The sequence below is a fragment of the Dictyobacter kobayashii genome (assembly GCF_003967555.1).
GTDB lineage: Bacteria > Chloroflexota > Ktedonobacteria > Ktedonobacterales > Ktedonobacteraceae > Dictyobacter > Dictyobacter kobayashii.
The window spans coordinates 599,397-622,065 of sequence record NZ_BIFS01000001.1; the positions used below are offsets into that span (position 1 = coordinate 599,397).

A 22,669-nucleotide genomic window follows, 5' to 3' on the forward strand; every position below is an offset into this window, starting at 1 on the left:
AGGAGAAAGATTATGGCAGGACCACGCAAACGATACAGCGCAGAATTGAAAGCAAAAATAGCACTCGAAGCCATTCGCGGCAACAAAACCGCCAACGAAATAGCGGCTGAGTATGGGGTTCATCCAACACAAATTGCTCAATGGAAAAAACAAGCGCTTGACGGATTACCTGCCGTGTTCTCGACACGCGGTCCTGGCCAGGAAAAAAGTGAGGAAGACCTCACAGCGCCCTTGTATCAACAAATCGGTCAGTTGAAAGTGGAACTGGACTGGTTGAAAAAAAAATCAGGCCAGCTCCGTTGAGCACAAGCGCCAAACTCATCGATCCTAACGATCCGCAGCTTTCCATTGGACGCCAGTGTGAACTGCTGGGGCTTGCGCGTTCGAGCTACTACTATCAACCCGTTGCAGTCAGTGAGGAAGATCTCATGTTGATGCGCTTATTAGATGAGCAATACACGCGGACGCCGTTTTATGGCACACGAAAAATGACCAAACTGGCTCAACCAACAAGGCTATGGAGTCGAACGCAAACGGGTCCGTCGCCTGCTTCGCACGATGGTTAGAAACGATCTATCCTCATCCGCGCCTGAGCCAGCCTGGAGCTGTGGAGCAACGATTTCCTACCTGCTGCGCAATGTGGAGATCACCACTGTGAACCAAGTGTGGAGCACGGATATCACCTATATCCGCCTGGCACGCGGGTTTGTCTACCTGGTCGCTGTGCTGGATTGGTGGAGCCGCTACGTGCTTTCCTGGGAACTCTCCATCACCTTAGATACGAGTTTTTGCCTGGAAGCCTTGGAGCGAGCTTTGAACCAAGCGACGCCAACCATTTTCAATAGCGATCAGGGGGTCCAATTTACGAGCACAGAGTTTGTGCAGCGATTGCAAGCCAATCATATTCGCATCAGCTGGGATGGGAGAGGAAGAGCCTTAGACAACATTTTTGTGGAGCGGCTCTGGCGCTCTCTGAAATATGAAGACATTTATCTCAGGAGTATCAAAACGTTAAGGACGTAAGGAACGGAATACAAGCGTACTTTGAATTTTATAATCACCAGCGTTTGCATCAGTCACTTGACTATCAAACGCCAGCTCAAATCTATCGGCAACGTTGATAAGCGTAACGTAAAATACTCATTCTCATGTTGCTGAGTTTTATCTTATTTGGGCCCGTTTTTGTCTTGACAAACGGTACCGCTATATCTGGTCTAGGGTACCTAAATGTTTTGCTGTCGCGAAGTGTCTCTAGTATACGACGTGGATACAAAATTTTCCTTGTTTCAGCATAATGCTCGCCACATCTCACACACGCAAGAATAGCACGAGCCTTCTCCAGAATAGTCCTTTCTTCTTTTTCTAGTCCTCCTCGTGGAGAAAAAAGGAAAATGCGATTTTGCCTTCCCATAGTTAATTGAACTGGTGATAAAACTCCCAGCAGAACAGCCTGATCCATTACACTTCTACCACTATTCGATACTAACTCCATTACCAAGCCTTGTCGTCTCTTCACTTCATGTAAAGCTGCTATCACGTCACTTTCCGGAAATTTTTGTGCTAAGGAGATAAGTGACTGAGGTTTCTCCTCAACTGTCAAAGGCGAATATAAAATTGTATCCCCAGTAGGAGTTTCATACTTATCGAGCAAGGCTCCTTCGGCTCCTATAGTAAAAATGGTATTAAACACCCTATCATCCAGGCCTAAATCTTCTCTTATTGCTAATTCTCCTTGAGGAAATGCTGCTACATTTTCTAATAAGGCTATAGCAGATTGTTCAATCTCTCCGGGCTCAAGTTGAAGCCATCGCTCTCCAAGATCATTATACCCATTTCTTAATTCAGGAACTCTTAATTCTATTCTTTTTATTTGCGATCCAGCGGTAACAACAGACGCAAAATCTACATCTTCAAGAACTCTGAGTACAGGCTGTAATTCGATGCTAGATATACCCAGCTCTGCGGCTAAATACCTCAACGCCTGCATATTGTCGACGTAAATAAGTCCTTTTAAATGAGTAGCCAAACTAGCAGCTTTCCCTATGAGGATTGTTGTTTGCAAATGCGCCTCTCTAGGCCCAAATGCGTGAATATCCTTCAAGCCTTCATGAAACTCTTGTGCGCGAAGCCCGATACTACTTGCTGTCAGCTTTTGCGACATAAGCCCCCAAATACTATATTTAATAGTAAGATTGCATCATAATTAATGGCTAGTTTATCCTTAAATTCTAAGCCCAAACACATTATATTTCTCAGCGCCATAAGTCAAGTATTTTTAGCTACAAAGCTTACTATGCCATAAAAAGGGACGGATTACCTCACACACTGGGCAACAATACCGAGAGGAATGACTTTTTTAAAGCTTTGAGATCTGGCATCTTTTTCGAAAAGCTACTTAAGGGGCAAGGTTAAGAGCCACCAGTACAATAGGTTTTTCTGCAAAACTATGGGTTAAGTTACATTTGCATCGAAACATTACAGAAACGAATCGAGAATTTGTTTTTCATCCTTTACCTTTTGTTGATATTATGGGCGTTTTGAAGCAAATTGGGCGGGTACTATCATATTTACACAAAACAAGGAATCATTCATCGTGGAATTCAACCCAAAGCAATACTTATTAACAAGGATAACAACTTTCTATTAACTAGTTTTGACTTAGCAATTCTGACCAGTTCTATAGATCACCGTTTATTACCACAACAACCGGGGTCACAAAATTATATGGCTCCAGAGCAATTCAGAGGATCAGTAAGCCAGAAAAGTGATCAATATGCTCTCGGCTGTATTGCTTATGAGCTTTGCACTGGTCATTTACCATTTGATGAGCCGCCGTTCCCGCTTACACCTATTGACCAAATTAAGCCACCAATTGCGCCACATTTTATTAATCCCAGTGTCACTCCTCAAGTAGGGTATGCTATACTCAAGTCACTTTCATTCAAGCAGAAGCAGTGACATAACAATATTGATGAATTTCTCTCTACACTTACTTAAGAGATTAAAGACAAGACAAATTTCATAAAAAAGATGCACAACTTATAAAAGTTAAGTCTATTTCACAATAGATGAGGATCCTATTAAATGATTGGTATGTTAAAAACTTTAAATGAACTCGCAAAGAAAAAGACCCATTTTTCATTCAGAGGCTGATTTTCAGCACGCTTTAGCATGGGAAATTCACCAACAATATCAAGGTTGCGCAATAAGACTAGAATACAAACCACTAACAACAAACAATACTTACATAGATATTTGGGTAACGTATCAAAATCTTGCTTTTGCAATTGAACTAAAATATAAAACTACAGCTTTAAATACGAACTTTCAAAACGAAGATTTTCACTTATCTAATCAAAACGCACGAGATCAAGGTAGATATGATTTCCTAAAAGATATTCAGAGGCTCGAGCAAGTAATAAAAGTGTATAATGCAATTGGTTATGCAATTTTTCTTTCTAACGATAGCTCCTATTGGAATTGTTCCTCCAATAGATCTGCCCATAAATCAGATCTAGAATTTCACATTTATCAAAATAGGGAGCTGACAGGAACACTCAAATGGGGGGAAAAGGCTGGTAACGGGACTAAAAAGGAAAGGAATGCCCCGATTGTGCTTAAGAGCCTGTATACGCTTAATTGGTATGATTATTCCCAACTGGATAGATCACAAAAAAATGCTACATTTAAAACTCTTCTTGTTAAAGTGGAAAAATGACAAGCATTAGGAGCATCAAAATGAACTATGGAGAAATTATCGCTTACTGGTTCTTACGTTTTAACGGTTTCTTCCCTTTGAACAATTTCGTTCTACATCTTCCACAACAACATCCTATAGAAGGTGAAAGAAGAGATCAAAATGGAACAGCAGATACTGATATATTAGCTATACGGTTTCCTCATGTTTATGAAGAAATTGGGGGGCAACCAGATGACTGGAGCCCTATATTTGCCCACTGGGGATTTTCACTTGATAAAGAAATAACTGCTTTTATTATAGAAATAAAAACGGGCGATCTAAGTGAAAATGCAATATTGCAAGAAGCCCAAAGGGCTTTTGGTGACAACAGAATGTATGCTGCGATACGTAGAACTGGAATATTTCCATATGACGAATCGATGGAAGCAATGAAAATACTGAAGAAACAAAAAATATATGTGTCCCATGATAAATCTAAACGTATAGGCAAGCTATTCATCAGTAAGGAAGCAACAGTTGGTAGAAGAAACACAGAAATATCGTTATTGCTAGATAGATATGCATTTCACATAACGCTTACAGACTGTGAAGAATTCATTGTAGAAAGGCTTAGAAAGTATCAAAGAAGAAAAAACAATGATCGAATGTTCTTCCCTGATGAACTAATCCAATATCTAGCCTGGAAGATTAATACCGCTCATAGTGGTGAAGTTTAGTCAAGAAAGGCCAAGTCGACTTCTATATTTATAAGCTGAAGAGTTCCGTTCTCTTCCATTTCCTGCTAGGAAAGTACAGAAAAAGAGATCGCTTTGGATTATCAAGTACAGCATTGGCTGGTGAAACAAATCTATTGCAGACTTGGTACACCCATCAGACTCAGATATGCTGAGGAAAAAGAAGAATGCCATGCCGATTGGGCTCTTCCACATTTCTCGTGCTCAGCAATGAAACGGTTGGCACGGAGCGTTCATAGTAAGCCTATGGACAGGAGTTTGCCTCCATTTTCGGCTTCTGGAGACAGAAATATTTCCCAATCTGCTTCTCAGGCTCACACGCCTCTGTTTTGCTTTATTGCTGAGCGCGGAAAATGCGGAAGAGTCTAATCGACATAGTGTCAAAAAAAGAAACGCCAAATAGCCATTCTTCACCTAACGTATATGGAACTTACTTTCTCGAAGGTGAAGGAGAATACCACTATATAAGGCTTGCTAATTACAAACAGGCAAACCTGTTTTCAAACTTTACGCACAGAAAAGCACCCTCCTCCTTAGCTTGTGCTAGACAGAATAACATCCCAAAATCTCCATCGCATTTATTTACCACCAGCGAGACTTCCATCGTTATAACCATGGTTTTTCTGCAATACTATGCTTCCTCAATTTAACCGTTAATTATCAAGAGACGTAACCGTTGAATTATTGAGAGACAAAAATCATAGAGAGAAGCTTCCCTATTAGGCTTAACCTTTTTGTTTTCTGCAATACTATGCTTCCCATCAGTTGCAGAACCATGGGTTAAGTTACAGTGCCGTCCGGAATAATTTTAGAAACATCCTGTATTCAGGACTTTTCAGTTCTCGGAAAAAGAGATGAAAAGCAGGAAGGCCAGGATGGCACTACCTCCATGAATGATCTATGAGATGAGCGAGCCGGCTTACAGGTCAAAGGAGCCATCCCCTTCGCTGACACATAATGGTGTCTCTTGCATTTCAAAACGTCGGAGATGTGGCAGATGGGTAATTTCAATAGGCCACACACGTAATTGTGAGCCCGTGACAATCAATGTCTGTAAGGAGGAAAGCCTGGCAATTTCTGGTGGCAATTGCGTGAGTGCAGCACTGCTCAGATCGAGGCGTTCAAGGTGAGTCAGGCTGGCGATGCTGGCTGGCAAGTGTGTCAGATGAGCATTATCGTTGAGGATCAATTGGCGCAGGTGTGTAAGATCACCAATACTGGCCGGCAACGTCTGGATATGTGTCCAACCGACTTGAAGGTATTCCAGGTTGGGAAGCTGCCCAATCTCGCTGGGAAGATATCTGAGCAGAGGCTCACAGATGTACAGGTAAGTGAGATTCTTGAGATTACTGATTTGTGGAGAGAGGCTCGCCAGGCCAGTTCCCTTGAGCTCTAGTGCCTCCACCCCCTGCCAGGACCACATTGCCGGACTCAGTTGGCATTGGTCAAGCGTTAGCTCTTTGAGGTGCGTCAACGAAGAAAGCTCTGACACATCTGGAGCGTGTGCCAACATCAGCTTTGTCAAATAGCCTTCCGTATCCAGGCTGTAGCCAGGGATCACGTGCTCGAATGACTGTCTCACTGCTTCCACGATACGTTTCAGCACTGGTTGCTCGTCGGGATGAAGCATGTCGAGATCATACCACTGGTGATCCATGTCCACGCCAACATAGGTAAGGGACTCCATCCGTTCCCACGTCCAGCCAGTGACGCGTTCCAACAGCAAAAACAGATACTCCTCATCAAACCATGGAAGAGTGATCTGCGCTTCCTGAGGCAATGGAGGGCCACTCTCGTCTCTCCGAGTATCTTCATCATACACTGATCTTTTCAGCACTCCATTGACATAATACCAGAACCAGTAGGTGCCAGACGTACTTTCCATTAGAAATGCAAAGATGCGCCTCCCCTGCGAGAGCCGCTCAAAGACACCACGCTCGTGCCAGTCCAGAGTCATCCAGTGCGGATCAAGTAAAACAACCCAACCATGGTGTTGACTGATGATACACTCGGCTAACCACTGCCCCGTCCCTTTGGCCAACCGCTCGGAAAACGTGCCACTAAAAGCATCCTCGACATCAAAGTGATGTTCATTGAAGGTAAATGCGCCTGGGAACGCAGCTAATGCTCGATCAGCTGTGATGGATTCAATAAAGATGGCATAACCTTTCCAGCCCATAAGATCTCCCTGCTGTCTTCAATGTAATGTGACTTTTTCTTTTTCTCCTTTTTATGCAGCGAGAAAATGGAAAACAAAAGGCTTCGTTGCTTTGGATACGCGAAATAGTAGTCATCCCTGCTTTATATGTGTTTCAGCTAACACACCGAGCCCCCAGGAAGACGCGATGTAAACTATAATTCCACTAATCTTCAAGACTATAGGAATATTGGCATGCGCGCAGAGGGGTGGCCACCAACCAACCTCCAGCAGAGAAGGGACAAGCTCTGACCGGTTCAGTGCTCAAATTCATACATTGATGGTGGGATCTGCTTCTTTCAGCTGCTCGTATTTCTCCTGGATCTGTTCGAGTCCCTGCCTGATAATTGCTTTCATCTCCTCACTGAGACCTTCCAGGAGCTGAGCCTCAAGCGTATGGGTGAAATCCGCCATCTGCTGGGCGATGCGCTCTCCTGCGGGGGTGAGGGTGACCAGGGTAAAACGATTATCGCGCGGGTCGCTCCGACGGGTGAGCAGCCCGGAGCCTTCCATCTGTTTGACAAAGCGCGTTACCAGTGTCCCTTCCATTCCCAGGCGCTGCACCAGTTCGGCCTGGCTCATTTCTCCCGTCTGCCTCAGTTCAAGCAAGAGCGTCAGGCGGGATTGGCTCATGCCAACGTGCCTCTCATAGAGGCGCGCTTGATCACGCGAGAGTTGAAGGATCAGAGCGGGGAGAGGAAGTTCCTGTGCATGTTCCTGACTCATCCTATGGCCTTTCTTCTGTCATTTTCTTGTCGTGCTTCCGCCATTGACGGAAGCACTGGGAGTATCTGTAGCATAGCATATATTGACAGCTTGTTCCTCACTTTCCTTGAGACGTATAGAGAGCCATCTGGTCAACCATAGCTTGAGGAGCGCCAGGACTGAAGCTGTCGACAAGGTTGGTGGCAGATTCAGCGGCGGCAGCTTCGCTCCGAGGGAATAATGCTGCTTCGTACGCCGCGAGGGCCGCTTCCACGTCGTTCTGGTGAGTAAGTAGAGCTTCGGCTAACTCGGCAGCATCAAGCATGGCGAGATTGGCACCCTCGCCAGCGAACGGCGACATCAGGTGGGCGGCATCGCCAAGCAACGTGACCCCTGGGACGCGTTCCCCAACGCTGCCCAACCGGCAATGCGTAGATGCCGCGATGAATAAATTCTGCATCGCTTTCGGCAATGAGAGCACGTAACCGGTCATCCCAGCCAGAAAAGTAGTTGAGCAGGTGCAGCCTGATTGCCTCGGTATCGCTAGCGTCGATGCCAGCGGAGGTCATCCAATGCTCAGGTATCTTCAGCCCGATATAGACGGTGAGCCGTCCATCGCCATCGCGGTGGGTCATCAGACCCTTTTCGTCAGATAGCGCAAACATCGAACCGCGACCAACCAGGTTGGCAATCTCAGGATGACATGTATCTACGTCAAAGAGATATGTTTCAATGAATGAGATGCCTGAGTATATGGGTTGCGCGCCTGATAGCAACGGCCTGACTTTTGACCAGGCACCATCCGCGCCGATCAATAACCCTGTTGTGAATGTTTCACCATTCGCCAGTCGTACCTCATAGCTTCCCTCTTCCAGTTTGGCGACACTGCTCACTTTGCTTCCCCAATGAATACTCTCGACTGGCAGTGATTGGAGCAAGATTTCACGGAGTGACCCGCGATCAATCTCTGGTCGGCTATCGTCGCCGCTGTCTTCCCAGCGAACGGTCCCGCTCTTGTCAAGAATAAGCATATCGTCGCCTGCTGGGACAACCTTCTGCCGAAAAGCCTCAAAAAGTCCCGCCTTCCGTAAGGCAAGCTGACCCGACTCCTCGTGCATGTCCAGGATGCTTCCCTGATGACGGATAGTAGGTGATGCTTCAAGGTCGTAAACGGCAACGTCAATACCGTGTTTATGCAGTATGCTGGCAAGGGTGAGGCCACCAAGACCGGCGCCGATAATAGTAATGTGTTGTTCCAAGATCGTGTCTCCTTTTGCATTGACAAACAATTTAGAAGAGAGGGCTTTACCTGTGATGAACTGTCGAGATGATCAAGCATGTCTTAATAGATGCCAGGCTTATCCCTCGTCTGTCTCATCTTTCCTTTTTCATCTTTGTTGTCCACAGCAAGTTTCTCCTTCATAAGTCCCTGTTAAGGGAAAAGAGCACGCATTTTAACAAACCTGGTTGATAATCAACCTAGTTCATTAATTGATAAGAACATCATACACCAGAGGAAAGATGCTGTCAAACCCTCACCGGTAATTTTCGCGCTCGCCTCTGTAAATTCAGCTCAAACTGACCGAGAAAAAGTGAACCCTGGAAGTCGTCCTTTTCGCTGCTGAAGGTTGAGAAGATAGATATGCTTTCTGCTCATAAAAATAAAAGGAAGCCAAAAGTCGACTTATCAATCGACTTTTGGCTTCCTTTTTCGTCATGCCTTCTTTATGACTGATCCTTACCGGGCTATCCAGACCTTTACATCGGTATTAAGAGAACCACCCTCGTCCATATTGTCACCAGTAGCAATGTATTTTCCGTCCGGAGACCAGGCCATCGAACGGATGTAATTCGCGTTCCCTGTATAGGTAAAGAGTAACGCGTCTTTATGCGCATCGAGCAACTTAACACCATTACCTGCTACGGCAACAACCTTGCCATCGGGAGACCAGGCCACAGAAGAGATGCTCTGGTTCATGTGCGCGCTATTATACACCAGAAGATGAGCGCCGCTGGTTGCGTCAAAGCTCTCAATCGAGCCGCTATTATAGCCAACCAGCAATCGCTCGTCACCTCTATTGGGCGCCCAGGCGAGTGCAGCAGAGTCACGTGAGCCTGGAGCATTGCGCGTATAAATGTTCTTTCCTGTTGCCGCATCCCACACACGCACCGTGCTATCGTAGGATGACGAGGCGATATACTTACCATCAGGCGACCAGGCAACCTTATCTACCTGGTCGCTATGTCCTGTCAATGTCGTTGTCTGCTGGGTTGCCAGATCCCAGATCACCATACTTGTAGTACCATTAGCAAAGGGACTGGCGGCTACAAGCCGTTTTCCATCAGGAGCCCAGGCAAAACCATAAATGAATGTACCACCACTCATATGCTGATAGCTACCCAGATACGACGTTTCACTTATCTTTGCTAGAGGTGTATTTATCGACGCGACAGGTTGCACGCCTGGATAGGTCAGAGTCTGCACAATCGCCTTCGTGATAGGATTCCAGATCTGTATCTGTCCACCTTTTACCGATGCAATATACTTGCCGTCTGGTGACCATTTTGCCGCCAGGATACTTGCTCCTCCACCATTGAGGTATGGCTGAAAGGAGACAACGTTTTGACCGGTGGTAGCATCCCATAGGTCAACATCCATACTGGCGCTGGCGATACGTTTGCTATCTGGCGACCAGGATAGATCATACACACCATCTATCTGCCCATGTTGTTGCCCAACCCAGGTGTAGACGTTTTTCCCCACATTACGACTCAATGTAACTGGCGAGTTCGTTGTCGTGGGTTTGAAGCCAGGTGTTGTGGTCACCGCTGGACTTGGATGTCCTGTACCCGCACCTACCTGTGTTTTTGCCTGGCGTACGTTATGAAACAATAACACCATGCTACTCACTACCATTATTGCGACGCATGCTGCAGTAATGAACACGAGCCGATTCTGCAAAGTATGTCGCTTCTCTGATCGGCTGGCCTTCTGGTTTTCCCGTTGAAGCATTGTGATATTCCTCTTATTCTGGGGCAGAGCAGGCCCCGACTTCCTTGTCTGCTTCTCTGCGGCAACCGCTGTGATGCGTTTCCAGGCGTTCTGGAGCGATTGTGCATCTTCATCACTTGTAGCTCGGGGTGCGCCCTGGCTATACATCAATTGTAGATCCACTATCAACCTGTCATCAGCACTACCTTCCGGACCCATCAATCGCAAAGGCTCAGCGGTCGTGAGAGGCATATGTTGTTCAACCTGTTCATCCACATCCTCAGGTGTAAATTCGTTGCTGTGATCTGTCATCGTTGCTATACCTCAGTGCCTTTCGTAGATAGTGCGTAAGAAATTGAGGGTGCGAGAGAGGATCATGCGCACGTTCCCTTCTCGTTTTCCTACCATCCTGGCGATGTCCGCGCAACGTAAGCCGTTCACAAAACGCAAATGTAACACTTTCTGCTGGATTTCCGGCAGTCCTTGTACATGCATCTGTAAACGTGCGTACTCCTCGCTGCGTTCTGCCAACCATTCCGGCGCCAGTTCGTCGTCATCAAGAAGGCTGTCCGTAACTTCCTCTAACGTCACAGTGTGCCGCCTGCGGGCCACCAGACGATAGTAGTCAGCAACTTTGTTGTGCGCGACGCGCCAAAGCCATTGCCTCTGCTGTCCAGGTTCAAGTGAGCTTAATGCCTGGTTCTCTATTGCCGCAACAAAGATATCCACCAGGATATCTTCCGCATCCTCTCGTAGCGGTAGATGCAAACGTAGATATGTAATGAGTGTCTGCGCATGCTGCTGATAGAGAAGAGCTATTGTCGAATCAATATTCTCATCCAGGTATAACTGTTGCCGCATATCTGATTCCTACATTTTGTAATCAATGTTCGTGCATGAACATATCACTTATCACTATCGTGAATATGCACAAAATGTCACAAATCGATCTTCTGGAACAGCAAAATGATCATCAAAAAAGAGAGGTAGGGGAGATGGCACCCATGAGCGCCACCTCCCCTACCTCGCCCAAATCATCTGAAGCTACTTACTGAGCTTCCATGGGCAGTTGAACCAGTTGCATGCTTATCGCCCAGATCTGTTCTTGCAATGCCAGGTCATACGAGTCTTTTGATGTCTGTTTTAAGATCAGCTTATCGAAATATTTTCCGGTTACCTGCTCGACTTCGGGTGACATGGCCAGGAAAAGCGACGTGAGTGCCCCCTTATCGGGACTGGACCCCATTCGTGAGAGGAGTGCCTTTGCGACCGCCTGCGCGCGTGGTCCGACATTGGACATGCCCATGTTAGTGAACACAAAGCCGGGGTTGAGACAATTGAGCGTCACGCCACTGCCTTCCAGCTGGCGAGCCAGCTTATACGAGCACAGGAGCATGGCGAGTTTTGATTGCGCATAAGCCCGCCAAACATTGTAGCCGCGCCGCAATTGCAGATCTTGCAATGGTAAATGGGCTGTATAATGCGCGCCAGAACAGACATTCACAATCCGCGCCGGTGTGCTGACCTTCAGGCGTTCAAGCAGCAGTTGCGTAAGCAGAAAAGGTGCGAGGTGATTGACCGCAAAGGTCATTTCCAGATTGTCAACTGTGAGGGTGCGTTTCGTCAGAAAGACACCCGCGTTGTTGATGAGGACGTGCAGATGCTCATAGCGCTCCAGAAACGTTGCGGCCAGTTGGTGGACTGATGACTGGGATGAGAGATCAGCGAGTAAGAGGTCAACCGAGGTATTCCCACTGGCTAGCTGGATTTCCTGGCGGGCCGCCTCTGCTTTTGCCTGATTGCGTGCAACCATGACCACCGTTGCCCCTTGCCTTGCCAGGCCAAGTGCTGTGGCTTTACCAATCCCTGAAGTTGCACCAGTCACCAGGCAAATCTTGCCGTGCATTGGTTGGTATATCTGATTCATGCATCAATGCGTGCCAGAGCTCTCGCATCCAGGCGAAGAGAGGCACGCTCCTCCTTTTTTGCATAAGGTGTAGATTGCTGTCTATTACTAACAATAGCATACAGCCTGCATTTTATCCCTTCACGCCTCCAGCCGTCAGGCCGCCAATCAAATAGCGCTGGAACACCATATACAAAATGACGACAGGCAGAGCACTCACGACCGACGCGCCCATCAATTGTCCATACAAGGGCAGCGCGCCACCTTCCTGCGCGGAACTGAAAGCCTGCAATTGCACTGCGATGGTACGCGTTTCCGGAGCCGTAAGTACGCTGGCGAATAACACATCGTTCCAACCAGTCAGGAAGGAAAAGACCAGGGCAACCACCACACCTGGAAGCGCGAGCGGCACTATTACTCTCCAGAGCGCCTGCAACCGTGTCGCGCCATCGACAAGCGCCGCTTCCTCCAGGTCTATCGGTATGCTGCCCAGGTACGACACCATAAGCCAGGTAGCAAATGGAAGCGCGAATGTCAGATATGTAATGATTACCGCCTGGTATGTCCCCACAAGTTTGAATTGGAGCACAGCCTGGATCGAAGCAAAGAGTACAAAGAGTGGCAGCAACAGCATCACGCCTGGCACGGTCTGTAAACCAATGAGAGAGTAAAGATAGGGCAAACGTCCATGGAACTTGAAACGGGAAATGACATATCCCGCGCCGACAGCCATGATCACAGCGATGGCGCTCGCAACCAGTGAGATGTACAGGCTATTAAATAAACCCTGCGCCAGGTTTACCGTCGTCCACATCTGGATATAATTGCCAAAAGCCCAGTTGGACGGAAGAAGATGCTCACCATCACTAATCTCACTATCGGGAGTGACTGAGAGCAATAATGTATAGATGACAGGTATCAACACGAAGATTATCAGGAACACGGTCGCAATGATGCGTACAGGCGGCGATAAAATATCCTGCGCATTTCTCTGCCTCTTCATTATACGGTCACCTCCCCAAGGCGTAGCATGCGAATGTAAAGGATACCGGGAATCAACATAACAATCAGTGTAATCACGGACATCGCCCCACCAAGTCCGAAATTAAATAGTTGGAATGAGGTGACGTAGATATTGAGAGGCAGGACATCAACCTGCACTGGAGGAGGCGTGCCAAACATTACAAATGGCAGCGTAAAGTTGTTGAAGTGATTCAGTGTCGAGAGCAGTAGAGCAAGTCCCAGGATGCTACGCAGTTGCGGCAAAACGATCATTGTCAGCCGTTGCCAGGAGTTCGCTCCATCCACCGAGGCGGCATCGTACATATCAGCCGGAATCGACTGTAATCCGGCCAGGACCATAATGTAGATGAACGGCCAGGAAGCCCACACATCGGCGATAACCATCGCCCAGAAACTATTTGGCCCCAACAGCCAGTATGTATTAATGCTCGCTACATGTATAGCGGACAGGAAACGATCAACAAGCCCGCTTCTATTCAAGAACATCATACGCCAGACGAGCGCGGTCACAAATGTCGGTATCACATAGGGGATCAAGTATAACGCGCGCACAACGCCGCGGCCACGATACGGAGTATTGACGGTCAACGCGCCCAGTACCCCAATAGGTGTAATGATCACGGTCGTCAGTATCGAGAACCCCAGGCTCACCCCTAACGACACCAACGTTGAATCACCAACAATATTACCCTCAATAAACGAGTTCACGTAGTTCGTCAACCCGACCCATGGAGCATGAATCCAGCTCCTCAGCGTATATTGATCGAGATTCAAGAAGCTAATGTATACGGCGATCAGAAAAGGGATACCAACAATCACAAAGAGCATGATGATGCTTGGCCACATAAGCCAGAGAGGCCGTCCGCCGGCGCCGCTACTGGGAGCATGCTCAGGTATCCGTGCTCCGGGGAGAGCGGAGGGACTTACGGGGCTGGTTTCTGGAATAGGTTGTATTGACATATTTCCTACCTTCAAGGCTACGAGACCCGCGCCTGAACACGGGTCTCTCTCAGCTTCATATCAGAGCGCATCCTATCCTCAATGCAGCTGACTTTGAATCGCTTTGTTGGCCTGGTCCAGCAGTGGCTTGATCTGGGAGGAATTATAGTGATTCGTCGCAACCGAATTGGCCAGCTTGGAACTGACACTGGCTAATGCGACCTCGAGCGGTCCCCACTCACCAGAGAAGGGAGTCGGCGTGGCACCTTGCTCTGCCTTGACAAAGGCCGCGGTCGTGGGGTCCTTACTGCTCAGGTAATTCGCGGCCTGCACATTCGTGGGCAAATCTCCGAAGGTTTTGGTCCAATCGAGCTGGTGCTGGTAATCTGTAACCAGGTTAATAAACTTGAAAGCCAGATCCTTTACATTGGAGTAATCAGCGACGGCAAGCATGTCACCGGACACAATCGTCGAGGCGGCTACGCCGTTAGCTGGCCGCTGCTGCATACCATAAGGCACCGTTGGCATGGGCGCAAAAGCGTACTTGCCTGCTAAAGCCGACTTCTGGAGCGTCGGTGTGATCGTCGGCGTGACCATAATCAACATGCCTACCTTACCGTTATCAAAGGCACGCGTGGCATCAGCCGCTTTCCACGTCATCGAGTTAGGATCGGTAATCTTGTATGTGGTGGCCCAGTCAAACCAGAACTTGACGGAATCGACAGCCGTTTGTGAGTTCATTTCAGCGGTCTTGAGGTCCGGGGAGAGGAAACTTCCACCACCCATCTGCTCGTTGAACATCCACCAGATCTTCCATGGATCATATGAATCAGAGGGGTCCGTTTCCGCTCCATAGACGCCGGTAGAAGAGTCTGTCATTTTCTTAGCGTCAGCAACAAAATCGCTCCAGGTGGTAGGAGGAACACTGATCCCGGCCTTTTTGAACAGGTCCGTATTATAGACCATACCAAAAGGACGCATCACCCAGGGAACAGCAATCGACTGATCGGGCGATGACCCGGACATGGTCATCTGTTGCGGGAAGAAACGGCTCTTCCCACCCACCTTGTTCCAGTCATCAGCGGTGAGCGTGGTGAAACCTTTCGTTGCTTGTGCCGTAGGCACAAAGGTAGTGCCCAGGCTAAATATGTCGGGGCCACTCCCGCTGACAATCGAGGTCTGGAGCTTTGTCTGTTCCTCGCTGCTGCTCGAGTACGTATCCCAGACAATACTACTCCCGGTCGCCTTATGGAAATCGTTACCAATTTGCTGCATCCATTGCTTCTGCTGTGTCGCAAAGAGCGTGTTTACACCTACCAGTACGTGGAGGGTTTGACCACCACTGTTCGTGGTCCCACCACCGCTGGAACCACCGCATGCTGCCAGCACAAGTGACAGCAATACAATCCAAGATGAGCAAAGGCTCATTAGTCGGCTGCTTGCTTTCATCGATTTTGTCTCCTCCATTGGATAACAAACATGGGATAACAAATACAGCGCTGAAAAACACTGGCCAGTACAAGGCCATAATGACAAAAAATTTCCTCATACAATCTGCTAAACACCGAAAACATAACAAGCATAAAGACAGAGGTAATAAGGAAAGCAGCTTCATAGGGCTATAAATCATCTTATCCGAAAACAAGCATACTCAAATTTAAGACCAAAAGCAATCCTTTATAATAAAGAAAATGACACAGAGGCACTTTAGATAAAAAAAGATGGCTCATCCCGAATTCGGGATGAGCCATGGATCTCTATTCACAAGGCATGTCGCGCTCACAAAATCTGTTCCAGGATGCTGGGGTCTTTGATTTCGTGGTCACGGGCCAGGGTAATGATTTTGGTGATTACTGTTTTGGGATCGTTGTCGGCGAAGGGAAGAAAGATGCGCCCGCGATGCTGGGCATGCACAGGGATGATGCAGAGCGCGCCGCCTGGCTGACGATGGACGCTGGCGCTGCCGAGGTGGACGCTGTAATGGCTGAGAGAACCGGAGATCAAGGCGTGGGAACTCTTGAACGTGACATTTTCGATACCAAGCAGCGTACAGGTTTCGCTAGCCAGGGCGCTGCGCATTTCCACGGTTGAGGTACTGGCCTCTGGATCTACCCCGCCACTGTGGGCAACGCTGACCACCAGGTCCAGGTCGCGCATAGTTTCACTGAAGACGCGTGGCGGGACGCTGGCCAGCGCGATGGGCTTGTAGCTATCACGCTGGAGAAAGAAGACATCCCCTACAGTCAGCCCTTCAACCTCATTGGGAGTGAAAACGCCATGGATGAAGGAGACAATGGCGGTCAGCTTCTCAGCATGGAAGGTGCGCCGCACCCCCTCTTCGTAGTCAACAATCCAGCCCCGCTGTCCCAACAAAGCGTGCGACTGGCGCTGCTGGACCTGGTGGCCATGGTAGCGCTGGGAGAGCGCATCATCACCGTGTCGTGTTTCGTTGCTGGTGCAGACATAGAGTTCGCGGAAAACCTGCTTGAACGGCTGGGTGCGCGCTACTGTGAAGCACTCGCGCTGCCACGCGTGCCATGTTTTTGTCTGCCACAAGTCGTGCGGGTGGGCCAGGCGCAGATCTTTGGCAGTGAGTTCGACCGCGCTGGTGTTGCCAGAGTAAGAGCGTAAGCCGAGTTGCGGCTCGCCTTTGCCCTCGAGACGGCACGGATAACCCATGGCTGACCTATCAGCGTCGCGTACGATGATGAGCTGTTGCAGCAAGCATGAGAGCACGGGATGGGCCAGCAGATCAAGGATTTCGCGCGCGGTGAAGTACTCGCCGCGACACATCGAAGCTTCCAGTGTGGCACGTATACGCGAGATCTGGCGCTCGATTTCGCGTTTGCGGTCGAGTAGATGCGCGACCTCCTCGTGCTTTTTCAAGCGCACCGGCAGGCTTTTGAGCTTTTTGCCTTTATTTCCAACTACGTTTAATGCCGGTTCAGCAGAAATAGGATCAAGCTCCAGCGTAACCGTGATATCCTCAACCGTAACACTCAACATGCCGTTGCGCAAGTTGCCAGTGGCGTTTGACGTGCTCCGCTTCCCATTTTTGCCCATGCCAGATGGAATACTCATGGAGAAGCGCCAGTCCTCCATACCAGGAGAATTGATAATGGGTATAGTGCCGCTCACTAGCAAGCCTCTGGGAATCCGTTTCCTGGGTCACCAGTTTGGCGACATCAATATGGGCAAGCGCGGCTTCTGCGGTATCGAGCAGGAAGTTCAAGGTCACGAGCGACATCTCTTGACGGCGACGCAGCCAGCTGAGTAGCCAGCTTATTAAGAGGTAATAACGCAAGATGAATGGTTCCTGGCTGGCAACCTCACTTTCCTTCACTGGAAGCGACCTGAACATCCTTCGCAGGAAAAGGGCGGCTCGGACAAGTTCAAGGCCATCTTCATCGCGCAGAGAAGCGGGCCGCTCGCGTTCCCACGTGAGCCAGACCTCAGCCAGCGGCAGATGCTCGCGCTCGTCCTCGGCGGCATTCAGCTTCAGGTCGGGTTGCGGCAGGTAATAAGGTTGCTTTATATTGCCTAAAAGCATTTCCTCATGGCCACGCCAGGTTTTCACCTGTATCGGAGTTGTGCTCTGCTCCTCAATCAGTGCGTCAAGGGAACGCAGACAGGCACGCGCGGCTGGTGTATCAATAGTCACGCTCAGGTTGCGCGGTGGAACAATCGGCGTGCGCTGTTCGGGGTTGATCAGGCCCAAAACATTCTCACGCGTATACGTTTCTTCTGTGCGACCGGCCGCGAAGATCGTCTCAAGGAGCACGCTCTCTGCAGGAGTGAGACTCTCACTTCCCTTAGCGAAAGAACGAGCCAGCGCTGTCACCTGCTCGACCTGGCGTTTGTCTGCAATCAATCCATTGAGCAGATCCAGTCCAGCCTGGCGCTGCGAGGTATGTGTTTGAGCCAGCAGCCGACCGGCACTGGCCAGCACGGCCTGATCGTCACCTTTGAGCAACAACTCAAGCAGGCCGCGCCGCAGTTCAACGCTTTTACGGGTCAACAACGCGCGCTAAGGGCACGACGTAGATCATCGGCGTCCGAAACGTCCCTGTCGAAGCCCAACCAGACATCAACGGCACGCACTATGGCACTAAAACGCAACAAATTGTGCTCAAGGATAAGTTTGAGCATGCGACGAAACGCCTGGGGATGAGCCTCGTCCACCGTCTCCAAAATTACTTGACGCAGGCCTTCTTCGCGTTGGGCGGCCAGCAACAGGTGTTCCACTAACGTCCAACCATCCTGACGGTCCGCCACGAGCAGGCCAGTGGTCACATGGCGACCCATCCTGCCAATCTCATGTTCGCCACGTGCGCAGGCTAATAGAAGCTGAAAGATCTCTTCACCCTCAGAGCCGCCCGCATCGATGGTAGCAGCAAAGAGGATACCGAAGGGCTGTGTATTGTACGGGGCAAGATACGCTACCCAGGCGGCGAACCAGGCCAACTCTTTCTCACGATAGGGCGCCAGTTGTAAAATAATGTTTCTAAGCCAGACCAGACGTTTCTCGCGATATGCTCTGGTCTGAGCTGGCGCACGAAAGGCGCGCCGATGGGCAAGAAACTGATATGGTAACTGTTCGAACAGTTGCCACGCCGCTTCCAGATGCGTGGCCAGGCGAGGCACCACTGCCACGAAAATCGCGTACCGCTCCTTCGAGCTCAGATCAGCCAAAATAGCCATCTGCTTTTCTCGCTCTTTAAGCTGGCGCGGCCACTCTGTGGCATCATAGATCTGCTTCAGTTCTTTACCATGCTCATCACGATTTAACAATGCATAGGCAGGACTACGCAAGGGAGCTGGTAACTCGTTCTCAATGGCGGCTAAAGAGAGCTCCAACCAGTTCGCCGTCTCTTCGGATTTCAATCTATCCCGAACATCTTCGCGTGAAAGGACCATCCTATTTTAACCTCCTACCAGGGCAACAAGGCGAATAAAGAGCAGGAAACTATCCAGATGCAACTGCACCGGGGCATCCAATGCGCGCAGTGGCTGGCCATCAAGAAAGACCAGGTAGATACCATCTACAAAGCCTTGTAGCGCTACCTGAACCGCCTCATCCTCATCGACCTCACCAGAGGCCTGCGCTTCTTCACCTCCCATGCTAATCTTGCCTGTTTGGGCAGCATCGTTGATCTCCTGAGCACTTAAAACGCTGAGCATGCGGCGTTCTTGCTGGCGGAGCCGAAAAGTTTGAACTTCCACGCGCACCAGTGCCGCGATCAAGTCACGCAGTAGCAAAGTCTGCCCGATCTCAGTGTCAGTGCGCAACAACATGGGGAGAGTGTCACCTGCCAGGGAGCACCCAGTGGTTTGCGCTTCCCAATCACCCTGGCTTCGATGCGCAGAGTTATATTAGCCTCATCCATAAGTCATCCTCTAGATAATCTCAATAGGGGTGAAACGCACTCTCATTGAATGGAGTGTGTAGCATTTCGCCTCTACTGATCAGCTTTCATCCACACGATACCATTCTCCAGATGAGAGAGGAAAGCGGTTATACAACCATTGGCGTGTAACCAGGGCTACTTCCACCAACAATTGGGAGTTGAAAAGAAAGGTGATGCCAGCATACTTAAAAATGAAAAATGGAAACTATAGATGAACTGTAAGAGAAAAATCCACTGATTGCCATCCATCAAAATTGTTGAACTCTTTAATCGAAAACTATAACGCACACAGATAGAAAATCTATGGTAGAGTATGGATGCGCCAGGTGCTAGATACAGTTCAACCATCAAAACAGCAAGAGGAGTCGTTACTATGAGTTCAACTACTTCCCATTTTTCCTTAGTTACGGAAACACCAGCAGCCAGCCCCGAGGAGGCACACCGTCATTTTCTCGCCAAACTTTCAGTGGAAACCGACGCAGCCGATGTCAGGCTGGATCTGCAACGTGGACAAGATGGTTTCATCCTGATTGATGCCCGTGGTGCTCAGGATTTCGAGGAGTGCCATATTCCAGAAGCTATCAATCTGCCATATCGCAAAATCACGGCCGCTTCTACTACACACCTCACCAAAGAGAAACTGCTTGTTGTCTATTGCTGGTCTCCCGGATGCAACGCTGCTACCAAAGCCGCGGCCAGGCTGAGCGCACTGGGTTTCCAGGTGAAAGAAATGCTAGGAGGAATCGAGTATTGGAGGCGTGAAGGTGGACCAGTAGAAGGAACGCTGGGCGAACAGGCACCTCTCGTGCGCTAGGTAAATATAGAAAATCAGGAGAAATAGCTTGCTGCTTCCTGACCGATGTTGGCAGATACGGCAAGCCATAGAATAGCCAGGGATTTGCCACTATTACATAGGATCATACGTACTAATGTTATGAGGAAACTATTCATAATGCGAAAGGAAGGAGACAAGATATGTTTAGAAGAGATCGCGGCAGAAGAGAGAGAAAAGGTTCGCCAATCTTGAGATGGATCGCCGAAACAGTCCTGATTACTGCCGCCGCGCGCGTTATCCGTCGCGTAGTACGTGGTCGTTAGTAACACCTAAAAATAGATACAACCAAATGCAACAATACATTAACTACCTTGAGCCAGAAGGCATAACAAGGTAGTTATGATTCTCAGCATGGTATACATCCCAAAAGCAAGCTTAGAGGAGATTTCAGGATCGAAAAAGATCGGGACCACCATCGAGGCGCATACCGAGAGAGATCTTTTGTGCCATCTTATCTATGTATTCTTTTATGGGTGCATCGTCTATCTTCATACGAGCCTCAGGCGCCAGCCACTGGTATTTTTGTAGCTCATAGTAGTCATACAATAGCGCTCTTAGTGTTTGATCGTGCTCCATCAGGAATATGGGGTCCATGATGCTCCCCAGGAGCATTTCATTCTGAAGCATCAACAATATAGGGTTAATGGGCTGGAAGACCCCTGCGGCAACCCCTTGTTGATAGAATTTTTGAATTTGCCGTTGCCGTTCCTGCTGAACCTGCTTGACGCGCTCCCACAGCGCAGGAAAGACCTGTTTTAAATCAGACACAAACGCATCAGAAAGATAGCTGGCGATCAGCACTGCCTGCCCAAAAATATGCTGAAAGCGCTGTAGATAAGTGGAGGAATCATCTTCTAGCAGGGTAAAAGCCTGGTAAAAATAGGCAACTACCATGTCTACCACCTGTTCAATTACTTCCTCTTTCGAGGCAAAGTATTTGTAAAAGGTAGCCTTGCTGATATCCATATAGCGCGCTATATCATCGATTCTCAGGTGGCTAAATCCACGCTGCTTGATAACGGGCAGCAATTTTAGGAGATACTTCTCTTTCAAATCCTGGCGGGGCCCTGGGGTTGTGTCGCCACTATCTGCTTTCATACCCGCTCCTATTACCTGTATTCCCTGCAACAGTTTTACACCAGTATAACAAATTGAGTTGGTCATGTAAACGAATCGTACAAAGTAAACCAAAAATGTAAATTTGGTTTACTTTGTACGATATTTATGCTATAGTATTCGCAGATACGTCATTAGTTTGCGTTCAGGAAAAGATGTTGGCAGGTTTTCCTATTTACAGCCATTTTTCAGCAATATGAAAGGACAACACTATGAGTACTCAACCTTCTGGGAAGATCGCGCTGGTTACTGGAACTTCATCTGGCATTGGTCTCAGTACCGCTGTGCTATTGGCACAGCAAGGGGTCACCGTTGTTGCAACTATGCGGGATACAGCAAAGGCAACACAGTTAGAAACAAAGGCACGCGAGGCTGGCGGCAGCATCGATGTGCGCCAGCTTGATGTGCAGGATGATGCCTCCATTTCGCGCTGCGTCCATGAGGTGATCCAGACCTATGGAAGGATAGATCTGCTGGTGAACAATGCGGGAGCAGGTTATCTGGGCACGCTGGAACAAACCTCTATGCAGGATCTGCAGCGCACGATGGATGTGAACTTCTTTGGGGTCTGGCGTGTCACCCAGACTGTCTTTCCCTATATGCGTTCAGCTCGCTCAGGTCGCATCATAACCATTAGTAGTATTGGTGGCCTCATTGGGCAACCATTCAACGATGCTTATTGCGCGGCCAAGTTTGCGGTTGAAGGGCTGATGGAAAGCTTTGCACCGGTCGCCAAACGCCTGGGAATTGATGTATGCCTGATTGAGCCAGGTCCGGTCAATACCAACTTTGTCTCCTCGGTTATTTCAGGATTGCCCGCACCTGGCCAGGATTTACAAGCAATCTATGGCCCAATGCTTGAGTCATACATGGGCAAAACCCAAACACGCTTCGCTACGATAGGGCAGACACCAGAACAGGTTGGTCAGGTGATCCTCACGGCTGCGCTAGGCGAGACACCGCATTTCCGTTACACAACCTCCGAGACTATCCAGAGCCTGGCCGCTCAAAAATATGTTGATCCAACAGGAGATGCTATGCTGGCTTTTTTCGAAGCACGCCTGGGCAAATAGAAACAAATCACTGAGGACTGGTGAAATTTTTTCACTGCCTG

General features: G+C 48.8%; 20 protein-coding genes and 2 pseudogenes. 7 read left to right on the forward strand and 15 right to left on the reverse strand.

Annotated features, from left to right (window positions below):
• The first annotated feature begins 12 nt into the window (after positions 1–12).
• Positions 13–1,121, forward strand: a pseudogene (locus EL645_RS02640) (IS3 family transposase).
• On the opposite strand, the gene EL645_RS02645 reads toward EL645_RS02640, so the two are convergent.
• Positions 1,106–2,161, reverse strand: a complete 1,056-nt coding sequence (locus EL645_RS02645; RefSeq protein WP_126548601.1) for a hypothetical protein — start codon at positions 2,159–2,161, stop codon at positions 1,106–1,108. The pseudogene EL645_RS02640 and the gene EL645_RS02645 overlap by 16 nt on opposite strands.
• A 386-nt stretch (positions 2,162–2,547) precedes the next feature.
• On the opposite strand from EL645_RS02645, the gene EL645_RS02650 reads away from it, so the two are divergent.
• The 3 genes from EL645_RS02650 to EL645_RS02660 all read left to right on the forward strand — a co-directional run bounded on the left by EL645_RS02650 (position 2,548) and on the right by EL645_RS02660 (position 4,416).
• Entirely contained in the window at positions 2,548–2,958 is a 411-nt protein-coding gene (locus tag EL645_RS02650) for a protein kinase domain-containing protein (RefSeq protein ID WP_126548602.1), read from the forward strand.
• A gap of 151 nt (positions 2,959–3,109) precedes the next feature.
• Positions 3,110–3,718, forward strand: a complete 609-nt coding sequence (locus EL645_RS02655) for a hypothetical protein (protein ID WP_126548603.1) — start codon at positions 3,110–3,112, stop codon at positions 3,716–3,718.
• Between the two features lie 20 nt (positions 3,719–3,738).
• A complete protein-coding gene (locus tag EL645_RS02660; protein ID WP_126548604.1) occupies positions 3,739–4,416 on the forward strand; it encodes a hypothetical protein in 678 nt (225 codons plus the stop codon).
• A gap of 937 nt (positions 4,417–5,353) precedes the next feature.
• Here the strand turns inward: EL645_RS02660 and EL645_RS02665 are convergent.
• The 13 genes and pseudogenes from EL645_RS02665 to EL645_RS40205 form a co-directional block, all read right to left on the reverse strand.
• Entirely contained in the window at positions 5,354–6,613 is a 1,260-nt protein-coding gene (locus EL645_RS02665) for a leucine-rich repeat domain-containing protein (RefSeq protein WP_126548605.1), read from the reverse strand.
• Positions 6,614–6,901: 288 nt separating this feature from the next.
• The gene (locus EL645_RS02670) at positions 6,902–7,357 is read right to left on the reverse strand and encodes a MarR family winged helix-turn-helix transcriptional regulator (RefSeq protein WP_126548606.1); all 456 of its coding nucleotides are present in this window, start codon (positions 7,355–7,357) and stop codon (positions 6,902–6,904) included.
• A 97-nt stretch (positions 7,358–7,454) separates the two neighbouring features.
• Positions 7,455–8,595: pseudogene (locus tag EL645_RS02675) on the reverse strand (FAD-dependent oxidoreductase).
• Between the two features lie 479 nt (positions 8,596–9,074).
• Entirely contained in the window at positions 9,075–10,640 is a 1,566-nt protein-coding gene (locus tag EL645_RS02680; RefSeq protein WP_126548607.1) for a WD40 repeat domain-containing protein, read from the reverse strand.
• Positions 10,641–10,652: 12 nt separating this feature from the next.
• On the reverse strand, positions 10,653–11,189 hold the full coding sequence (locus EL645_RS02685; protein ID WP_126548608.1) for an RNA polymerase sigma factor: 537 nt from the start codon (positions 11,187–11,189) through the stop codon (positions 10,653–10,655).
• 187 nt (positions 11,190–11,376) lie between these two features.
• Positions 11,377–12,255, reverse strand: coding sequence for an SDR family oxidoreductase (locus EL645_RS02690; protein WP_218031686.1), 879 nt, complete (start codon positions 12,253–12,255; stop codon positions 11,377–11,379).
• Between the two features lie 112 nt (positions 12,256–12,367).
• Positions 12,368–13,237 carry a carbohydrate ABC transporter permease gene (locus EL645_RS02695; RefSeq protein WP_126548609.1) on the reverse strand — a complete coding sequence of 290 codons (870 nt, stop codon included), beginning with the start codon at positions 13,235–13,237 and terminating at the stop codon, positions 12,368–12,370.
• Positions 13,237–14,217, reverse strand: a complete 981-nt coding sequence (locus tag EL645_RS02700) for a carbohydrate ABC transporter permease (protein ID WP_126548610.1) — start codon at positions 14,215–14,217, stop codon at positions 13,237–13,239. The genes EL645_RS02695 and EL645_RS02700 overlap by 1 nt, the downstream gene beginning before the upstream one ends.
• A gap of 78 nt (positions 14,218–14,295) precedes the next feature.
• On the reverse strand, positions 14,296–15,645 hold the full coding sequence (locus EL645_RS02705) for an extracellular solute-binding protein (RefSeq protein WP_126548611.1): 1,350 nt from the start codon (positions 15,643–15,645) through the stop codon (positions 14,296–14,298).
• A gap of 330 nt (positions 15,646–15,975) precedes the next feature.
• A complete protein-coding gene (locus EL645_RS02710) occupies positions 15,976–17,277 on the reverse strand; it encodes a DUF4132 domain-containing protein (RefSeq protein ID WP_161977054.1) in 1,302 nt (433 codons plus the stop codon).
• Complete coding sequence (locus EL645_RS02715; protein WP_126548613.1) at positions 17,183–18,214, reverse strand: DUF5724 domain-containing protein; 1,032 nt, start codon at positions 18,212–18,214, stop codon at positions 17,183–17,185. The genes EL645_RS02710 and EL645_RS02715 overlap by 95 nt, the downstream gene beginning before the upstream one ends.
• Positions 18,211–19,113: a DUF5724 domain-containing protein gene (locus EL645_RS02720; RefSeq protein WP_126548614.1), complete on the reverse strand. Its 903-nt coding sequence runs from the start codon at positions 19,111–19,113 to the stop codon at positions 18,211–18,213. The genes EL645_RS02715 and EL645_RS02720 overlap by 4 nt, the downstream gene beginning before the upstream one ends.
• Before the next feature lie 6 nt (positions 19,114–19,119).
• Entirely contained in the window at positions 19,120–19,491 is a 372-nt protein-coding gene (locus EL645_RS40205) for a hypothetical protein (RefSeq protein ID WP_174845287.1), read from the reverse strand.
• 486 nt (positions 19,492–19,977) lie between these two features.
• Between EL645_RS40205 and EL645_RS02730 the strand changes: the two genes are divergently transcribed.
• Both EL645_RS02730 and EL645_RS43840 read left to right on the forward strand, forming a co-directional pair.
• Complete coding sequence (locus EL645_RS02730) at positions 19,978–20,418, forward strand: rhodanese-like domain-containing protein (RefSeq protein WP_126548615.1); 441 nt, start codon at positions 19,978–19,980, stop codon at positions 20,416–20,418.
• Between the two features lie 161 nt (positions 20,419–20,579).
• On the forward strand, positions 20,580–20,702 hold the full coding sequence (locus EL645_RS43840; protein WP_281276255.1) for a hypothetical protein: 123 nt from the start codon (positions 20,580–20,582) through the stop codon (positions 20,700–20,702).
• Between the two features lie 124 nt (positions 20,703–20,826).
• On the opposite strand, the gene EL645_RS02735 is transcribed toward EL645_RS43840, so the two are convergent.
• The gene (locus EL645_RS02735; protein WP_161977055.1) at positions 20,827–21,537 is read right to left on the reverse strand and encodes a TetR/AcrR family transcriptional regulator; all 711 of its coding nucleotides are present in this window, start codon (positions 21,535–21,537) and stop codon (positions 20,827–20,829) included.
• A 230-nt stretch (positions 21,538–21,767) separates the two neighbouring features.
• Between EL645_RS02735 and EL645_RS02740 the strand changes: the two genes are divergently transcribed.
• Positions 21,768–22,628 carry an SDR family oxidoreductase gene (locus EL645_RS02740; RefSeq protein ID WP_126548617.1) on the forward strand — a complete coding sequence of 287 codons (861 nt, stop codon included), beginning with the start codon at positions 21,768–21,770 and terminating at the stop codon, positions 22,626–22,628.
• The last annotated feature ends 41 nt before the right edge of the window (positions 22,629–22,669 follow it).